We start from the raw sequence: 16,100 nt of genomic DNA on the forward strand, positions 1-16,100 counted from the left end.
TAATAGTCCATAAGTCCACAAGTCCATCGTTTTTTACTGTTAGACTCTTAGACTTGCAGCATCTTGAAATGTCCACAAGTCTAAAAGTCCATTATTCGTTTTTATTCCTTTACAAATCTTTGTGTTTCGGTAGCGCCATTGGTAGTGAGCTGGATGAAGTAGACTCCATTCGGCATATCGGCCAAAGAAACGACGGCATTGTTGCCGCAATCGCTGAGACTGTAGACCAAAGCGCCGACCATGTTATAAACTTTCAGTTCGTTGATGTTGCTGTTGCAAACCACATTCAGCTTGTCGGAAGCCGGATTCGGATAGATGCGTGCTACCAGAGCATTTTCGCCAACGGCATCATCTCTTTCAAATTCAGCCACGAGATTGCGGGAAGCTTCGGCAGCAAAGGTGTATTCCTCGTCAGTCGACACTTCGTTGCCGTTTTCGGTCCAGCGGACAAAATAATACATCAAATCAGCATTTGCTTCGGCGGTCAGCGTCACGGTTTCACCGTATGCATAGCTGCCTTCACCTGTTACGGTTCCGCCTTCGGCAGGATTGGCGGTGACATTGATTTCGAAGGTCTCAGGAGCAAATGCAGCCACAAGGTCGCGGTTGGCAGTTACATTAAACATATAAATGGCATCCGTCGAGACCTCATTGCCGTTTTCGGTCCAAGCCTCAAAAACATAATGAGGTTTGGCGCTTGCCGAAACCGCACAAGTCTGTCCGTAATTGAATGTGCCGCCACCCGACACGGTACCCATTTCAGGGTCGGTGCTGACGGTAACGGTGTAAGACTGTGCCGTAAAGTGAGCCACTAAGTTGCAGTTGGCAGTAACCGTGAACGTATAGCTTGCATTCGTTGAAACCTGCGTGTTGTTCATCGTCCATTTGTCGAAGACAAAACCTGTATTGGCCGTTGCCGTCACAGTGCAAGAAGCGCCACTATTGTAGGAACCGCCGCCCGTGGTCGTGCCGCCGTTGGCAGGATTCGATGAAGTCGTGACCGTGTAGCTGACAGGTGTGAAGTTTGCCACCAGACTGCGGTTGCCAGTCACCGTGAAAGTGTAGTTGGCTTGGTTCGAGACCTGAGTGCCGTTTTCGGTCCAACTGGTGAAATTGAAGCCCGAAGCCGGAACAGCATGAACCGTGCAGGATTGACCTTGCAGGAAGGAACCGCCGCCTGTGGTCGTGCCGCCGTTAGCAGGGCTTGATGATGTGGAGATGGTATAAGAAGGCTGTGTGAAATTAGCCACCAGACTGCGGTTGCCGTTCACGTTGAAAGTATAGCTGGCTTGAGTCGAGACCGGAGTGCCGTTTTCGGTCCAATTCACGAAATTGTAGCCCGATGCTGGCGTTGCCGTCACGGTGCATGACTGGCCAGGATTGAACGTGCCGCCGCCCGTGGTCGTGCCGCCATTGGTAGGATTCGATGAGGTGGTAACGCTATATTGCGTTGTGCCGACAGGAATGGTGGTCGTATAAGGCTGACGCTGAGGTTTTGTCACCACAATCATCACATAGCCCGAAGTTACAGGAGAGACAGGCACACTGACCGTACCCGATGCAGGCACCAAAGCAGCGCCAAGCAAAACATTATCCTTCGAAATGCCGACATACGAACCAGGTTGGGCACTGACAGTGAATGCATTGGCACCGCCAGGGAAAGTCTGGGCATGGCTTACGGTGTTGGCCGTAGGCTGCACACGGAAAGGCATGATGGAGCCATCGCCCAAAACGTGGTACGACTCCCAGTAATATTTGTTGTTCACACTGCCTTGGTAATTGCCGGCATGTGCATAGCAAACCGCAAGGTTGCCTACAAAGACCATAGAAGATACAGTGTTATAGGTATCATCCATCCAAACGCCATCATAAACACCCGTTGACGATTCAACGTTCGATGGGGTAGAACCATTCATCGTGTGGGTTGCACCGACACCGAAGTAATAGTCTTCATACCAATAGGAACTTGGGCAGGAACCAATGTAAGAGAAGGCACCTTTGTTCTCGGCACGAGTCAAGGCTTCGCCGAGGCATGTGCCATAATAACCGAAGTCAGCAGCCAGACAGCAGTTGCCCATGGCAAGGAAATACTTGTTGGCATTGGTCAAAGTATTGACGGCATTAACAGTGAAACTCGGGTCGGCCCAGCTGGTTTCGCTGCCGTGAGCCGTGTAGTTGATGAAACCTATACCGGTATTCATGGTACTGTAGCAACCTGAGTACTGGCCTTGTGTAAGATAAGTATTCACGTTAGTGAAACCATGAGCTGTATTATAATAATAGGTAGTAGCATAGTTGACGGTTGGCTGGCCCACACGCGGATTCCAATAGCTGTCCCAACCTGCAATCAAGGTAGTATTGTTCAGATAAGAAGGATCAGGCATGGCATACTGCTCGTATTGCAATATCTTGTTGATGATGGCCGTCAGTTGGGTGGTGTTTTCAGCTGACATACGGCTATAGAACATATCCGGGTAATCATCGTTATCAACCGAACCATAATAAAGGTCTGTCACTTTTTGTGACTGGCTACCCATGGTGTTCGGCACTTGCGCCACATCGCCGGCAATGATCAGGAAGGTAGGTGTTTCGCCTGAGCTGACACCCGTATTGTATTTGCCCTGAACAAATGAACGGATGGCGTTATAGGTAGAACCTGCCTGAGCCGTGGTGTAAACCTCGACATCGAAACCTTTCTGGATTTTCCAACTGACCCAAGGCTGCAAGGTGCTGACATAGTTTTCAGGAGCAATGACAAGCATGTGGACTGGATAAGCCATCAAGTCGGGGTGGTCGGTATAGACATCCAAAATCTGGCGGTAGTTGAACATCTGCTTGTAAACCACATCGAAATAGGGGCTGTAGGTATTGACCAACATGCGTTCGGTTTCAACGGCATCAGCGCCATCAAAACTGACTTCAACCTCAATGTCGTTGAACACACGCAAAGTGTTGGTGGCGGCGTTGTAGCTCAAAGGATTGACCACGAGCGAACCCACGCGAATGCCACGCAGCGTGCCCTGAACTTCGATAGAAGCGGTAGGAACCGTTGCCAAAGCTCTGGTTTGATAAGCATCCTGATTGTAGACAAACTCAATATCCTCGGGATTCTGGTCCTTGCGGACAGAAGGCTGATGAGGAACAATAGTATTGATGCCATAATCCGAAAGCTGATAATCGGTAGTCGTGAAACCGACAACGGAAACCGTAGGAGTAGCACCGAAAGGCACTGCCAAAAGTTCGTGAGTGGCAGGCAGCTCAGGCGTTCCGATTTCGCCCGAAGGATAAGCACCAGGAAGGGCTATTTCTGAAAAAACGCCTCTTTCCGATTGAAATTCAACGCTTTCGATAGAACCATAACTGAAAACGGCACGGAGAGCCGTCATGTCGCTTTTAGTGATTTCGGCACGCGATTGCGACCTCAAGTCGATGCGGCCATTTTGAGCCATAGCCATGCATCCACACATGACCAAGACGATAAACAGAGATAATTTTTTCATTAAAAATATGAGTTTTGTTGTTTACTATTTTCTCAGTCGCAAAAATAGTAATTTACGACAAAACCACAATACGTTTTCTATTGAAAAATAAAGGAAAAATCGCAGTTTTTATTTCAGCAATCGCAATTCCTTTTGGGCGTTTTCTTCGGAATAGACACAAGGCACCAAAACTTCGCCTTTCGGCCCGACAAAGCCATAGCGCGGTTCCTCGGAAGTCAGATTCAGGAGCGGCGGCATCGGCGAGGCCAGCTCCAAAAAAACGGGATGCCTCCCAAGAGTATCAGTGGCATCTCTCGGGAGGCATCGTGTTTTTAGTCCTATGACGAGGCGATTACTGCTCGATGGTGAACTCGTAATAGTTGTCGTAATCTTCGTGGACGGTCACCCAGAGCTTGCGGTTCTGAATGTCGTAGGTGCTGTTGTGTTCGGTGTACCACAGTTTCATCTCACGTTCATATTCGCCAGTCTCCTTGTAGTGCTTGAAGTCAGCGAGACTCTTTTGTACGCTCGGGTCGGCAAGGACTAATTCGACAGGAGCATCAGAGGTCGTATAACCTTCGATGGCGAACTCAGACTTCCAGAAAGGCTTCATTTCAGGGTCATAAGCCTGTGAGAAGCGAACACGCTTGAGGAGATTACGCATGCCTTCCATCGATTCGCCGCCTTCAGCATAGTTTTCAAGCAAGATGTTATAACGCTCGATACCATCGGCTGCAGGAGTGAATTCAGGCAGCAGGTTGACGTAGAAGTTGGTCATGATGTTCTGCTCCTTGACAACGGCTTCGTTGTTGATGAATTCAACCACGACGGTCTTCTCTGGGTCGCCGATCATGAAATGGAGGTTGAAGCCGCCCATTTCCTTGCCGATGACATTGTGGCCGTTGATGAAGTCGACAGCTTCGTCGACTGAGCCGCAGTTGTCGAGCAATGCACGAATCAGGAAAGGATTGCAGAGGTCAGGCATGCCTGGGTTGGTGCCAGGGTTGTCGCCGCCGTCGGCATAAGGAGTCACGTTCACGTTGCAGAACAGACCGGCATCGTTAATGCCGTCATACATACTCCATGGGAGGATATAGAAATCTTCTGGGGTGAGGCCCTTTTCGATGTCGGCGTCGGTGCGCTGCCTGACGCTGGCGACACCTACCGAGGCGTGGCGGCCTTCGCGGGCTGGAGTGTGAACGATAACTTCAGCAGTCTCGCTGATGAAGAAGTCGAGGTTCCGGCCATAGTAATTACCATTACGGACAGCCGAGCAGTTGAATTCAACGCCTACACGGTCAATTAGGAAATTTGGGATAGAGTCGCAGTAATTGTCGACAGTGACTTCCCACAGATAGTCAGTGATCTTAACAGGTTGGGCTTGGGTCTGGATCTGAGCCTGAGGGTCTTCATTTGAAACTGTCTTGCTCTGGCATCCTACCAATGCGAGTGATGCCAGAAGAATAATGAAAATGTGCTTCATAATAAAATTTATTTTATTTGACGTGGCAAAAATACAAATAAAAACTGAGAAACTGCTTAAAAAAGTCGCGTTTTTTATTTCAGCAATCGCAATTCCTTTTGGGCGTTTTCTTCGGAATAGACACAAGGCACCAAAACTTCGCCTTTCGGCCCGACAAAGCCATAGCGCGGTTCCTCGGAAGTCATGTCCAAAACCACCTTCCCCACCCCATCAATGAAATCGTAAGAATAATTGTAAACTGGTTCCACCATCACGTTTCCCGATTTGCCGATATAGCCGTAATGGACATCACCATCATCATTCTTTTCGGCAAAAACAGCCGCGCCATCATGGAAATTGCCGACATAATGGAAACCTTTTTCAAAAGCCTTTTCTCCTGTTTCATCAAGGAAAAACCAAGGGCCGTTTTCCTCTTGCTGAACGCGGAACAAGCCTTCGCTGAAACCGCCTGTCTTATAATAAATTGGTTCGATAACCACTTTTCCCGAACGGTCAATGTAGCCGAACCTACCCTTTTCACGGATTACGGCATAATCGCCACTGAAACGTGTGGCATATTCAAATGCAGGCGCAATGACAAAATTCCCCTTGCCATCGACATAGCCAAATTTATGGTTTTCAACACTTTGTCGAGGCAGCAATTCCTGCGGAAAAGCCGATAGCGACAAAAACAGGAAAGCCACAATCAGATTAAAACATTTGCGGGCAACCATAAGGCAATCCTCCAAAAACAATTTCTTTCGACTGCAAAAATACAGTGAATTTTACATTTTGAACATTTTTTTTCATCAAAAGGCTTGCACAAAAGAAAGTTTTCCTATCTTTGCAGCCGCAAAAGGGGGCATTAGCTCAGTTGGCTAGAGCGTTTGACTGGCAGTCAAGAGGTCATCGGTTCGATTCCGTTATGCTCCACAAATCATTATTAAGTCGCTGTAACTCAGCGACTTTTTTATTTTTACCATGAGAGGACTATCCCTTACCCTGCTGTTCATTTATCTTGCCGTCATCAACCTTGCAGGCTTCATCATGTATGCCGTTGACAAAGCAAAGCAAAAGACCCGTCGCATTCCTGAAAAAACGCTGCTCAACTTCGCACGTTTAGGCGGCGGTTTAGGATGCTGGTTGGGCATGAAAGTCTTTCGCCACAAGACCCTCCATAAGCAGTTCCGCATCACCGTTCCGCTTTGGACGATTATTTGGCTCGGATTTATCATTTTCATTCTCATTAAGTAGTACTTTTGCAACGACTTTCAAAATTAGCCGTGAACACGAATCTTGACGAACAGAAACTCAACGAAAAATACGAGATGATGACACAGAAGCCCGTCAAAAGGCTGATTCTGAGAATGTCCATACCGACCATCATCAGTATGTTGGTGACGAGTCTCTACAACATGGCCGACTCGTTTTTTGTAGGGCATCTCAGCACTGAGGCTGTGGCTGGCGTTGGCGTTTCGTTTGCTTACATGGCTTTTATCAACGCCTGCGGTTTCTTTTTCGGACATGGTTCGGGCAATTACATTTCGCGTGCCTTGGGTGCCGTGCAACGCGAAAATGCAGGCAAAATGGCGGCGACCGGGTTCTTCAGTCCGCTCATTTTCGGCACTCTGGCAGGATTGATTTGCTCCATTTTCATCTCGCCTTTGTCGCGGGCTTTGGGCGCCACCGATGCCATCCTCCCCTTTGCCAACGATTACCTGCGTTACATACTGATTGCCACTCCTTTCATGATGTCGTCGCTGACGCTCAACAACCAACTCCGATTGCAAGGCAACGCGCGCTTCGCCATGATTGGCATTGCTTCGGGCGCCATCCTCAACATCATTTTGGACCCGATTTTCATTTTCACTTTGGGCATGGGCGTCAGCGGAGCCTCGTTTGCCACTGCCATCAGTCAGGTTTTCGGCTGGTGCCTGCTGCTTTGGGGCACTACGCGCGAAGGCAATGTCCATATCCGTTTCAAGAACTTCACGCCTACACTGAAATTCTACCGTCAAATCGTAAAAGGCGGCCTTCCTTCCTTGATGCGACAAGCCTTGTCGGTTGTTGCAACAATCAGCCTCAACCGCATGGCCGTGCATTATGCCATCCCAGGTGAAGAAGCCTCGGTGGTGGCTGCATTCTCCATCGTGACGCGCATCATGATGATTTGCTATTCCGTCGTGCTTGGTTTTGGTCAAGGGTTTCAGCCCGTTTGCGGATTCAACTACGGAGCAAAACTGTATGGTCGCGTCAAGGAAAGCTATCTGTTTTGCATCAACTTGTCGTTGGTGCTGCTGATTATCATGGGCACTTTAGGTTTCGTCTTTTCGCCCGAAATCATCTCTGTTTTCCGCAGCGAAGACCCAAAATTGCTCGTTGTCGGCACACACGCCATGCGCTGGCAGTGCGTCGCATTTCCATTGATGGGACTCTGCACCATGACCAACATGCTTTTCCAAAACATCGGCTACACATGGCAAGCCACCTTGCTCTCGATGTGCCGCCAAGGCATCTGCTTCCTGCCCGCTGTCTTCATTGCACCTTTGATTTGGGGACTCACCGGATTAGAAGCCGCACAAGCCATCGCCGACCTGATGTCGTTCATCATTGCGCTGCCGTTTGCCATTAACATTTGTAAGGAATTGACACGATTAGAGGCGGAGAAAGTGAAGTAATCAAACTTACAGCACCATTTCCTTAAATCCGAAAACGACCGACAAACCTTTTTCAGCGAAATAACGCTTCACTTTTTCGACGTCCCATTCAGTGACAGCCATGAAAAAGTCGCCGCCCCATGCGCCTAAAGATTTGATTGTACCTGCAAAATCAGGGAAATGCTGCTGCAAAGGCTCACGGCCAATGCAATGGGAAATGATGTTTTCGTGCTCGTGCAAAAGACGGCAGAAATCATCAAACGAAGCATTGGAAACCAATGATTTTGTGATTTCGGAAACCTCAGCAATTTGCTTATCGAAATTCATCTGCCGCATCCTTTCCTTGAAATTGCCGACTTCCTTTGAAGAACTCTGTTTCTGACCCTGATAAACGAAAAAAAGCCTATCGGAAAACATTGGTGAGAATTTCACGGATTCAACTTGCGGATTTCCATCAACCAATTGATAAAGAACAGGTTGCTCAGCCGTAGCGCAAGCAATGTCGTAACCCGAACCGCCAAAAGTCATGCGCAGCAATTCGTAAGGATTCACATTCGCCCAACGCGAAAGATTGGCAATCAGCGTGGAACTGCTGCCCAAGCCCCATTCGGGATTGAAACCTAATCGGGTGACGAATTCCAAGCCGCCCTTTGAAAAAACATCAGGATTCAAATGCTTGACAGCCAGCAAAATGTTTGAAAGTTTTTCGGCCTTTACCCTGTCATCAGCGGAAATAACTTGTAAGGTTTCACGATTTAAATCGGTCGAAAACCACACGACATCAGGTCTGAAAGCAGTCCATTTCAGCAAGTTTTCATCTCCATCAAGCGGTTTCACTTCAAGACTTTGGCCGAATTTCAACGGCAAAGCCAATGACAATGCACCACGCAAGACGAGATACTCGCCTGTCAGAAGAAACTTGCCGTTGGAATGAAACAATGACATTATTTTAAATTAGTTGGTGATGGTTGAATCGTTTGAAGTTTAATCGTTTAATTGAAGAAAGTCTTTAAGTGGAGAGTTTAAAGCGGAAAGTGGTTTTACTTTTTGAACAATTTTTTATCAATTTTAAACAATTTTGAACTTTTTCTACCACATTGCCAAATTATTATTTTCTCAGCGAATCCAAATATTTTTCCACCGCTGCGTACGAAACGGTCTGGTCCTTGAAGAACTCACGCGCCTTGCGCTTTTCATCATCGGTGGCCTGCAATTGGTTGAGAATGTTGTTCAAGTGCATTTTCATGTGGCCTGCCTGAATGCCTTTAGTAGTCAAGGAACGGACGGCCGAGAAATTGTTTGCCATGCCCATTGTGGCGGCAATCATCATCAGTTCGGGGGCCGTAGGATTACCCAAAAGTTCCAAGGTCTTCTTTGCCAAAGGATGCAGACTCGTCAGGCCGCCGACTGTGCCCAATGCCATCGGGACTTCCAATTCAAAGCGGAAGACATTGTTTTCAATCGTGACCGAAGAAAGGCTTTCGTAACGGCCATTACGCGAAGCGAAAGTGTGACCTGCCGCCTCGACAGCGCGGAAATCGTTGCCCGTAGCAATGACCACGGCATCAATGCCATTGTAAATGCCTTTGTTGTGCGTTGTGGCGCGATAAGGGTCAATATGCGCAATGTCGACAGCCTTCTTGAATTTGCGGGCATATTCGACTCCCGACAAATGTTCATCGATGCCATTAAGCTGATTCACATCACATTCCACCCAAACCTTAACACGGCAGTCAGGCGTGTTGTTCGACAAAATGGTCATGATGATTTCCACCTTGCGTTCCGCTTCGGGAAGGTCGTTTTGCTCGGCAAAGAAATCCTGCAAACTGTGGCCGAACTGCTCCAAGACGGAATTGATGAAATTGGCGCCCATGGCATCGCCCGTATTGAATTCGGCGCGAATCTGATAATAATCCTCAATCTGGCCGGAGAAATCAATCAGATTGAGGCTCAAAATGCCGCCGCCGCGCTTAACCATTTTTTCGGTCATGGCGGCAGTGTCATTCAAAAGGCGTTCCTTAATAGATGGAAACAAAGCCTGTAACTTAGCCTTGTCACCACTCCAGCCAAAATGCACCTGGCCCACTTTGCGGACATCAATCACTTCGGCATGGAAACCTCCCCTTTCGCCCCAAAACTTAGCTGCCGCCGAAGCCGCAGCCACGACGGAGCTTTCTTCGATGACCATAGGGACAATGTAGTTTTTCCCATTGATCATCACATTGGGCGAAATGCCGTAAGGAATAAAGAAATTAGTAATCGTGTTCTCGCTGAACTCATCGAAAAGCTGCTGTTGCTTCGAGTCGGAGTGCCAGTAGCTTTTCAACAAGGAAACCACCTCGCCCGGATTCTCGAAGTAATTGGCTATCAGCTTTAACTTCTCCTCCTTGAGCAGTTTGGAAAATCCTTTTTTTATGCGTTCACGCGAGACCATTTACCATTCTTCCTCTTCAATAGTTTGTTCAGGCTGGATTTTTTCTTCCAATTGTGCGCCCCAATCCTCGGCAAAGGCTGCAATCTGTTCGAGATAGCTATCCCAAACTGGCTGATATTGTGGATTTTCCTTATCCATCCATTCTTCGCAAGGATGGCTTGACTGGGTCTTCTGCATGAAATCGGTAAGGGTGTAACGGATACGGCCGTCACGCACTTCAATCGTGAAGCGATAAGTAATCCAAGGCCACTTCGACTTGACTTCATCGCCATTGTCGAGTTGCATTCTGTGCTGACCTTTGAAAACCTTCACATCGGTCTGCTGCAACACGTTAGCGGCATTTTTATAATACGAATTGAGGAAGTTGGAATAGATGCGGTTGTGAACTTCTTCGTTGGTTCCCTGGGTCTGAATGACTTTCTGGAAACTGATTTTCTGCGTCTTAGGATCGATTGGCAGATTGGTTTGGGCAAACATTACCGTTGAAAAGAAAACGGCAACCAAAAGAAAAACTACTTTTTTCATTTCAATTCAATTTGATGACAAAATTAGGAATAATTACGTTTGTTTGATAAATACGGGGGTAGAAATTACAAATATCAGACCAAACTCACATTCTCACGACAAAAGATGTGGTATCGCTAACAAAATCGGGAGCAAAAACCGGATTGCCGTAATGATATAAGGTGGATTTTTCAACCACTTTTCCCATCAGATTGGCACCGTTTTTCACCTTGATGGTCGCCTCGGAATTGCTTTCGATTTCAACCTTGACCGAAGCCTTGATTTCAGTCAACGCCATATTTATCAGACTATTATCAGTAACTTGAATTTCAACATTTTCCACAGAACAATCGGACTGATTTACGAAAGTGGAATGATTATTGGCTATCACCGAAAACTGTGATTCTGCGTTTGGGAAACTCAAATTGCCGACAAAATGCGAATCTTCATCCATCGTGATATAAAAAGAACCTTCGCCCGAATAATCTTTCATCGAAGAAGCACCTTTGAGCGAAATGTTGCCGCCCGAAAGAAACATGCCGCCGACGCATGAAGATTCCTTGTCGAGCAAAGCGGTGAAACTTTTTCCGAAGCTTCCATTCACACTCACCTTGCAAGCTCCTGTCAATTCAAGCGATTCAAAATCAATGATATGGATTTTTGCCTTATTGACTGTTCCTGATACCAAATTGTCAGAAACAGTGAAACCAATTTCCAAAACGCCTTCCGTAACTGTGCATTTCAAATACGATTCCAAATAGGCCGAATATTCCAGTTCGACGAAGCATTTTTCGTCTTGGACAATTTCAATCTTCCAAGCTCTATCCGCCTTGAGCGAGTTGAAAACACAGTCTTGCAAAACCGTTTGCTGATGCACGGTCATGTCCAAATCCTTCTTGCACGATGCCAACGACAAAAAACACAAGGCAAAAACCAACACGGATTTAATTGGAACACGGATTGCACGGATTGACACGGAAATGTTTTGCTTGGGAAACATTAATCCGCTAAATCCTTGTTCACTTTTATTCTGTTTTTTATATTTCATAACATTGAATTTTAATCACTTACAAAATCTCATTACACATGATGATAGGGTTCGCCTTTCAAAATGGTGAAGGCGCGGTACAACTGTTCGACGAAAATCAGCCGAACCATCTGATGAGAAAACGTCATCGGCGAAAGCGACATTTTGGCGTTGGCCTTGGCATAGACATCCTGCGAAAATCCGTATGGGCCACCAATCACAAAAACGATGCGCTTGTTGCCTGAAGCCATCAGTTTTTCGATGTTTTCGGAAAATTCGACCGATGTGAACTGCTTTCCGTTTTCGTCCAAAAGAATGATGTAGTCGCCCGCCTGAAACTGCGACAGCAACAAAAAACTCTCCGATTTTTTCTGCAGTTCCTCGCTCAAGGTCTTGCGGTTGCGGATGTCGGGAATTTCCTTCATCTCGAAAGATGCATAATGCCCAAGCCGGCCAACATACTTCTTGATGCCGGTTATCAGATATTCATCGTCCGTTTTCCCTATGACAAGCAGTAGGATCTTCATTTTTTCAAAAAAACACCATTCAGACTAAGGGTAAAAGCCGTTTCATTAGTCTTATAAGTGATTTTGTAACAATTTTCTCTCGTTGTGGCCGTCGCGGGTAACCTTGGCGGCTTTTTTTCATGCCTTATTCCAGCACCTGATAGTGCTCAACCTCATACAAAATCGGGTGACCGGCCTCGTAATAATCCACACCATTCAGCACCTTGCCGAAAATGTAATATTGCAGGGAAACCAAATCGCGGCCATCGTTAATCCAGCCATAGAAACGGTCATGGTCAATCGGGTCAATCGGGAAGCCGTCTTCGGTGAACAATCCGTCAGGCGTATCGTTGCCCAAATCATCCTGCGTGCGTCTCTCAAAGGTGGTCATCTGGACAGATTTGCCATCCTTTGAATCCAAGGTGATTTTATGGAGATATGGCGAATGCGTAATGGAATCAAAACGTTCCGGAGAAACAAGATTATTCAGCAATGCCTCGAAACGCATATCGCTGAATGATGATAACAGATTGATTACCTTCAAAGTATCGAAAGGCAAATCGGCGTTATCCGACAAGCGCGTAAGTTTGTATTGGTGACGGCCTGTGTTTTCGACGCGGAAATCGGATGCATGTTCGCGGCCAAATTCGATGGTCAGCGACTGAATGTCGGCCAACTGCTCATGGAAAATAGTATGGTCGCGCCAGACATCAGGATCGGCAACGAAACGCGTGGTCAGGAAACCACGGAAACCCGGAATGTAGACAATGTAAGCCTGATCTGCACCTTCCTTCAACATGAAAGTTCCCGAACTGTCCTGCGTGGCATCGCCGACATAAAACACCTTTGTGCGCTTTTCCTTATAGAACAACTTAATCTTGTTGAAAAGATTAATGCTTGGCACGTTTTGGTAAATCTCAACTTTCGTACTTTCTGAAGCAAGCAGCGACACAATGTTGTCGTGGCTGGCAAGCGAAACCGGCTTGCTCACACGCACTTTGTACATGGTAGTCAGAATCTGCTGCACCTCTTTTGGGTGAGCTTTGAATTCCTTGTTTAAAATCCAAGTGCCATCGGCCTGACGCTCAAGCAAGGTTTCGTAATCCATTCGGTCGGCCAAATAAATCTTTGTAACCGAAGCCGTGTCCCAAACCATGAAATCGGACGAATCGCCGTGAATGGTCGAAAGATAACGGTTGCTCCAAATCAAAAGACCTGCAATGACGATAAGCACTGCTGCCAAAATAATGCTGCGAAGGTTTTTTTTCTTCATTTCTCAAACTTTTATGATACGGCCAACTAACGTTGCAGAAGCCGCAAAAATTATTTTTTACTGTATTTCTTTTTTCTAATGAATGCCATGACAAGACCAAGGATGACAATCAGACCGACAGGAATCAAAGTGTTGATTAACTGCCATTTGGCACGCGATTGGTTGATTTTTGTCTGGTCGAGCAAACGGATTTTCAGTTCACGAGAGCGGATGTCGATAATGCCTTCACCATCGACCAAATAACTAATGGCGTTTTGTATGAATTCCTTGTTTCCGTAAGTATTGCCCGTGTATTGGTCGAAGCCCAAAGCCAACGGCACCTGACGTTTCACATCAATCTGATTACGAATGATGTCGCCATCGGCCACCACAATCATAGCCGTCGGTTCGCTCTGGTCAAGGAATTGCATTTCCTCGCTATCGACGATTTCCTGAGGCAAACGGTTGGCATACAGCGATTCAAACGATCCTTTCAGCAGATAAGCCACGTTTTTGCCTTTCGACGGGAACATTCGCTGGTCGGGCGTTTGTTTCAGCATGGCCAAAGTGATGAAGACCGGCGAGCCCGAAACCTTGGTGTAATCCGATGTCTTCAGCAGCGGAATCTGGTTGATGCCGTTGGCCGAAGTGGTCGCATCGAGCGAACTGACGAAATCGGCCTTGATAGCGTTCATGTTACGCACCATCGGGTGGTCGGAAGCCGCCTGCAAAAGCGGGAAATAGAACCAGCGGAAATATTCAAGCTGCGCCTGGCCAGCCACCTGACCTGTACGCACAGGCAATGCGGCACAAGTCAAATCCAAAAGCAAATCGTGATTCATGCGCACGCCGTACTTGAAAAGCATGTCATCGAGGTTCAAGTCCATGTCGACGGCAATGGTCGATTCCTGCATCTGGAGGCTGTCCATGGTAGCCATGACCGGCTCAACGAGCCACAACACCTTGCCGCCGTGCATGATATACTGGTCGATGAGGAACTTGTCCTTTTCATCGAAAGGCTCCGTAGGTTTGGCAATAACGATGGCATCGAAACTTGGGAAAGCCTTCACCTTGCCGTTTTCATCGGCTTCGGTGCGGTGCATCAAGGCATCAATCTTGCCCTCGATGGCCACGCGGCTGACATTGTAATGTTGCGACAGGGTTTGCGTAATGTCGTAAACGTCCTTTTCCTCCAATTCGCCGTGACCTTCGATGAATGCCACCATCGGTTTTTCCAACTGCGTGATGCTCTTGACGGCTTCTATCAAGCGGAATTCAAGGTTTTGCATGGAAGCATTCAACGCCTCTTCCGACGACTGTCCCATCTGGCTTTCAAGCAAATCGACGGCCAATTCCTTGTCGTTGCCGTAACTGACCACGACGCCAGGCCAAATCACCATCTGCTTTGAAGAACCATCGCTGTTTTGCACCGATAGTTCCGTCGGATTCAGTCCCGCCTGATAAAGCGACCTGTAAACTTCGTTGCGTTCGGCTGCATCGGCAAAATCGGAAGGGTTAATAAATTCATAATCAATGTATTTCGAATAAGCCCTAAACTCATCCAACATTTCTTTCGTTTCGCGGCGCAGCTTCTTGAAACCTGCCGGGAAATCGCCTTCAAGATAGACCTTGAAATAGACATAATCGTTCAGTTCGCCCAAAATATCCTTTGTGGTGTTCGAAAGCGTGTAACGTTTTTCGCTCGTCAGGTCAAAACGGGTAAAGACGAAAGAACCTATCACATTTATCACTATGATAATCACCAAAGTAACGATGAACGAGACGATTTGGCTTTTCTTTAAACTCTTGCGTTTGTTTTCCATAATCAATCCTCCTTACCATTTGCGGCTCGCAAGAACCAGTTTTGTTGAACTTAAAAACAACACGATCACGCTGAGGAAATACAGCACGTCGCGCGTATCGACCACGCCACGGCTGAGTGAGCTATAATGCGTAGCCATTCCCAACTGCTTGATAAACAAATCGATGCTTCCAAACAGCGACATGGAATAAATCAATTCAAATCCGATGTAAAGAAATCCGCAGAGGAACACGGAAAGAATGAAAGCAAGGATTTGGTTGTTGGTGACCGAACTACAGAAAATGCCTATGCTAACGAAACTTGCGCTCAGCAAAAACAAGCCGATGTAAGAGCCCCAAATGCCGCCGCTGTCGAGATTGCCGACGGGCATACCGAGACGGTAGACCGAGAAATAATAGATAAGCGTCGGAATCAAGGCCAACAGCACCAATGCCACGCCCGCAAGGAACTTTGCCTGAATAATCTGCCAGTCCGACAAAGGTTTGGTGAGCAGCATTTCAATTGTTCCCGTGCGGTTTTCTTCGGCGAAACTGCGCATCGTGACGGCAGGCACCAAAAACAGGAAAACCCAAGGTGCAATGATGAAAAGGCTGTCTAGATTGGCGTAGCCATAATTCAAAACGTTGAAATCGCTCTGAAAAACCCAGAGGAACAGACCCGTAATCAGCAGAAAGACAACAATGACCATGATGCCTATCAGCGAACTGAGGAAGTTGCTAATTTCTTTCTTAAATAATGCGTACATACCTTATTTAGGTTTAAAACGGCAAAAATAAGAAAAAAACTTAGAAGCAGCTTTTGATTTGATTGAAAACAAATATAAGGTTTGGCCGCGCCGAAGAATTGCTATGCCTTCAACGAAGTTAAGTAACAATAAATAATAAGAAGCTGTTTAAAATTAAACTACATAATAAAGGACACGGGATTTCGAGACTGAGAGGTTTCGGGATGCCTCGT

The 16,100-nt window shown here is 47.0% G+C and carries 14 protein-coding genes and 1 tRNA gene; 3 read left to right on the forward strand and 12 right to left on the reverse strand.

Annotated elements, in window-relative coordinates; all coding sequences use genetic code 11:
- Positions 1 to 101: 101 nt before the first annotated feature.
- From AC06MN_RS13770 to AC06MN_RS13785, 4 genes are all read right to left on the reverse strand, one after another.
- Complete coding sequence (locus AC06MN_RS13770; RefSeq protein WP_475672957.1) at positions 102 to 3,500, reverse strand: InlB B-repeat-containing protein; 3,399 nt, start codon at positions 3,498 to 3,500, stop codon at positions 102 to 104.
- A 108-nt stretch (positions 3,501 to 3,608) separates the two neighbouring features.
- Positions 3,609 to 3,737: a hypothetical protein gene (locus AC06MN_RS13775; RefSeq protein ID WP_475672956.1), complete on the reverse strand. Its 129-nt coding sequence runs from the start codon at positions 3,735 to 3,737 to the stop codon at positions 3,609 to 3,611.
- 94 nt (positions 3,738 to 3,831) lie between these two features.
- Positions 3,832 to 4,962 (reverse strand): carcinine hydrolase/isopenicillin-N N-acyltransferase family protein, encoded by a 1,131-nt coding sequence (locus AC06MN_RS13780; RefSeq protein WP_475672955.1) that lies wholly within the window; start codon positions 4,960 to 4,962, stop codon positions 3,832 to 3,834.
- A 74-nt stretch (positions 4,963 to 5,036) separates the two neighbouring features.
- A complete protein-coding gene (locus AC06MN_RS13785; RefSeq protein ID WP_475672954.1) occupies positions 5,037 to 5,690 on the reverse strand; it encodes a WG repeat-containing protein in 654 nt (217 codons plus the stop codon).
- A gap of 110 nt (positions 5,691 to 5,800) precedes the next feature.
- On the opposite strand from AC06MN_RS13785, the gene AC06MN_RS13790 reads away from it, so the two are divergent.
- The 3 genes from AC06MN_RS13790 (at position 5,801) to AC06MN_RS13800 (ending at position 7,619) form a co-directional block, all read left to right on the forward strand.
- A tRNA-Ala gene (locus AC06MN_RS13790) sits at positions 5,801 to 5,874 on the forward strand.
- 48 nt (positions 5,875 to 5,922) lie between these two features.
- Positions 5,923 to 6,195: a DUF1294 domain-containing protein gene (locus AC06MN_RS13795; RefSeq protein ID WP_475672953.1), complete on the forward strand. Its 273-nt coding sequence runs from the start codon at positions 5,923 to 5,925 to the stop codon at positions 6,193 to 6,195.
- Between the two features lie 77 nt (positions 6,196 to 6,272).
- On the forward strand, positions 6,273 to 7,619 hold the full coding sequence (locus AC06MN_RS13800; protein WP_475672961.1) for an MATE family efflux transporter: 1,347 nt from the start codon (positions 6,273 to 6,275) through the stop codon (positions 7,617 to 7,619).
- A gap of 6 nt (positions 7,620 to 7,625) precedes the next feature.
- On the opposite strand, the gene AC06MN_RS13805 is transcribed toward AC06MN_RS13800, so the two are convergent.
- From AC06MN_RS13805 to gldF, 8 genes are all read right to left on the reverse strand, one after another.
- Positions 7,626 to 8,543 (reverse strand): GYDIA family GHMP kinase, encoded by a 918-nt coding sequence (locus AC06MN_RS13805; protein ID WP_475672952.1) that lies wholly within the window; start codon positions 8,541 to 8,543, stop codon positions 7,626 to 7,628.
- Between the two features lie 163 nt (positions 8,544 to 8,706).
- Entirely contained in the window at positions 8,707 to 10,032 is a 1,326-nt protein-coding gene (locus AC06MN_RS13810; RefSeq protein WP_475672951.1) for a hypothetical protein, read from the reverse strand.
- A complete protein-coding gene (locus AC06MN_RS13815) occupies positions 10,033 to 10,557 on the reverse strand; it encodes a hypothetical protein (RefSeq protein ID WP_475672950.1) in 525 nt (174 codons plus the stop codon).
- Between the two features lie 85 nt (positions 10,558 to 10,642).
- The gene (locus AC06MN_RS13820; protein WP_475672949.1) at positions 10,643 to 11,584 is read right to left on the reverse strand and encodes a GIN domain-containing protein; all 942 of its coding nucleotides are present in this window, start codon (positions 11,582 to 11,584) and stop codon (positions 10,643 to 10,645) included.
- A 32-nt stretch (positions 11,585 to 11,616) separates the two neighbouring features.
- The gene (gene rlmH / locus AC06MN_RS13825; protein WP_475672948.1) at positions 11,617 to 12,090 is read right to left on the reverse strand and encodes a 23S rRNA (pseudouridine(1915)-N(3))-methyltransferase RlmH; all 474 of its coding nucleotides are present in this window, start codon (positions 12,088 to 12,090) and stop codon (positions 11,617 to 11,619) included.
- 124 nt (positions 12,091 to 12,214) lie between these two features.
- Complete coding sequence (locus tag AC06MN_RS13830) at positions 12,215 to 13,342, reverse strand: DUF4340 domain-containing protein (RefSeq protein WP_475672947.1); 1,128 nt, start codon at positions 13,340 to 13,342, stop codon at positions 12,215 to 12,217.
- A 50-nt stretch (positions 13,343 to 13,392) separates the two neighbouring features.
- Positions 13,393 to 15,144 carry a gliding motility-associated ABC transporter substrate-binding protein GldG gene (gene gldG, locus AC06MN_RS13835; protein ID WP_475672946.1) on the reverse strand — a complete coding sequence of 584 codons (1,752 nt, stop codon included), beginning with the start codon at positions 15,142 to 15,144 and terminating at the stop codon, positions 13,393 to 13,395.
- A 12-nt stretch (positions 15,145 to 15,156) separates the two neighbouring features.
- Positions 15,157 to 15,888: a gliding motility-associated ABC transporter permease subunit GldF gene (gene gldF / locus AC06MN_RS13840; RefSeq protein ID WP_475672945.1), complete on the reverse strand. Its 732-nt coding sequence runs from the start codon at positions 15,886 to 15,888 to the stop codon at positions 15,157 to 15,159.
- Positions 15,889 to 16,100: the final 212 nt, after the last annotated feature.

It is taken from the genome of Candidatus Limimorpha sp., from assembly GCF_056203535.1.

Excerpts from the sequence above, each read along its gene's own strand:
- AC06MN_RS13770 (WP_475672957.1), bottom strand. The coding sequence starts at position 3,500 with ATGAAAAAATTATCTCTGTTTATCGTCTTGGTCATGTGTGGATGCATG.
- AC06MN_RS13775 (WP_475672956.1), bottom strand. The coding sequence starts at position 3,737 with ATGCCGCCGCTCCTGAATCTGACTTCCGAGGAACCGCGCTATGGCTTT.
- AC06MN_RS13780 (WP_475672955.1), bottom strand. The coding sequence starts at position 4,962 with ATGAAGCACATTTTCATTATTCTTCTGGCATCACTCGCATTGGTAGGA.
- AC06MN_RS13795 (WP_475672953.1), top strand. The coding sequence starts at position 5,923 with ATGAGAGGACTATCCCTTACCCTGCTGTTCATTTATCTTGCCGTCATC.
- AC06MN_RS13800 (WP_475672961.1), top strand. The coding sequence starts at position 6,273 with ATGACACAGAAGCCCGTCAAAAGGCTGATTCTGAGAATGTCCATACCG.
- AC06MN_RS13805 (WP_475672952.1), bottom strand. The coding sequence starts at position 8,543 with ATGTCATTGTTTCATTCCAACGGCAAGTTTCTTCTGACAGGCGAGTAT.
- AC06MN_RS13810 (WP_475672951.1), bottom strand. The coding sequence starts at position 10,032 with ATGGTCTCGCGTGAACGCATAAAAAAAGGATTTTCCAAACTGCTCAAG.
- AC06MN_RS13815 (WP_475672950.1), bottom strand. The coding sequence starts at position 10,557 with ATGAAAAAAGTAGTTTTTCTTTTGGTTGCCGTTTTCTTTTCAACGGTA.
- AC06MN_RS13820 (WP_475672949.1), bottom strand. The coding sequence starts at position 11,584 with ATGAAATATAAAAAACAGAATAAAAGTGAACAAGGATTTAGCGGATTA.
- rlmH (WP_475672948.1), bottom strand. The coding sequence starts at position 12,090 with ATGAAGATCCTACTGCTTGTCATAGGGAAAACGGACGATGAATATCTG.
- AC06MN_RS13830 (WP_475672947.1), bottom strand. The coding sequence starts at position 13,342 with ATGAAGAAAAAAAACCTTCGCAGCATTATTTTGGCAGCAGTGCTTATC.
- gldG (WP_475672946.1), bottom strand. The coding sequence starts at position 15,144 with ATGGAAAACAAACGCAAGAGTTTAAAGAAAAGCCAAATCGTCTCGTTC.
- gldF (WP_475672945.1), bottom strand. The coding sequence starts at position 15,888 with ATGTACGCATTATTTAAGAAAGAAATTAGCAACTTCCTCAGTTCGCTG.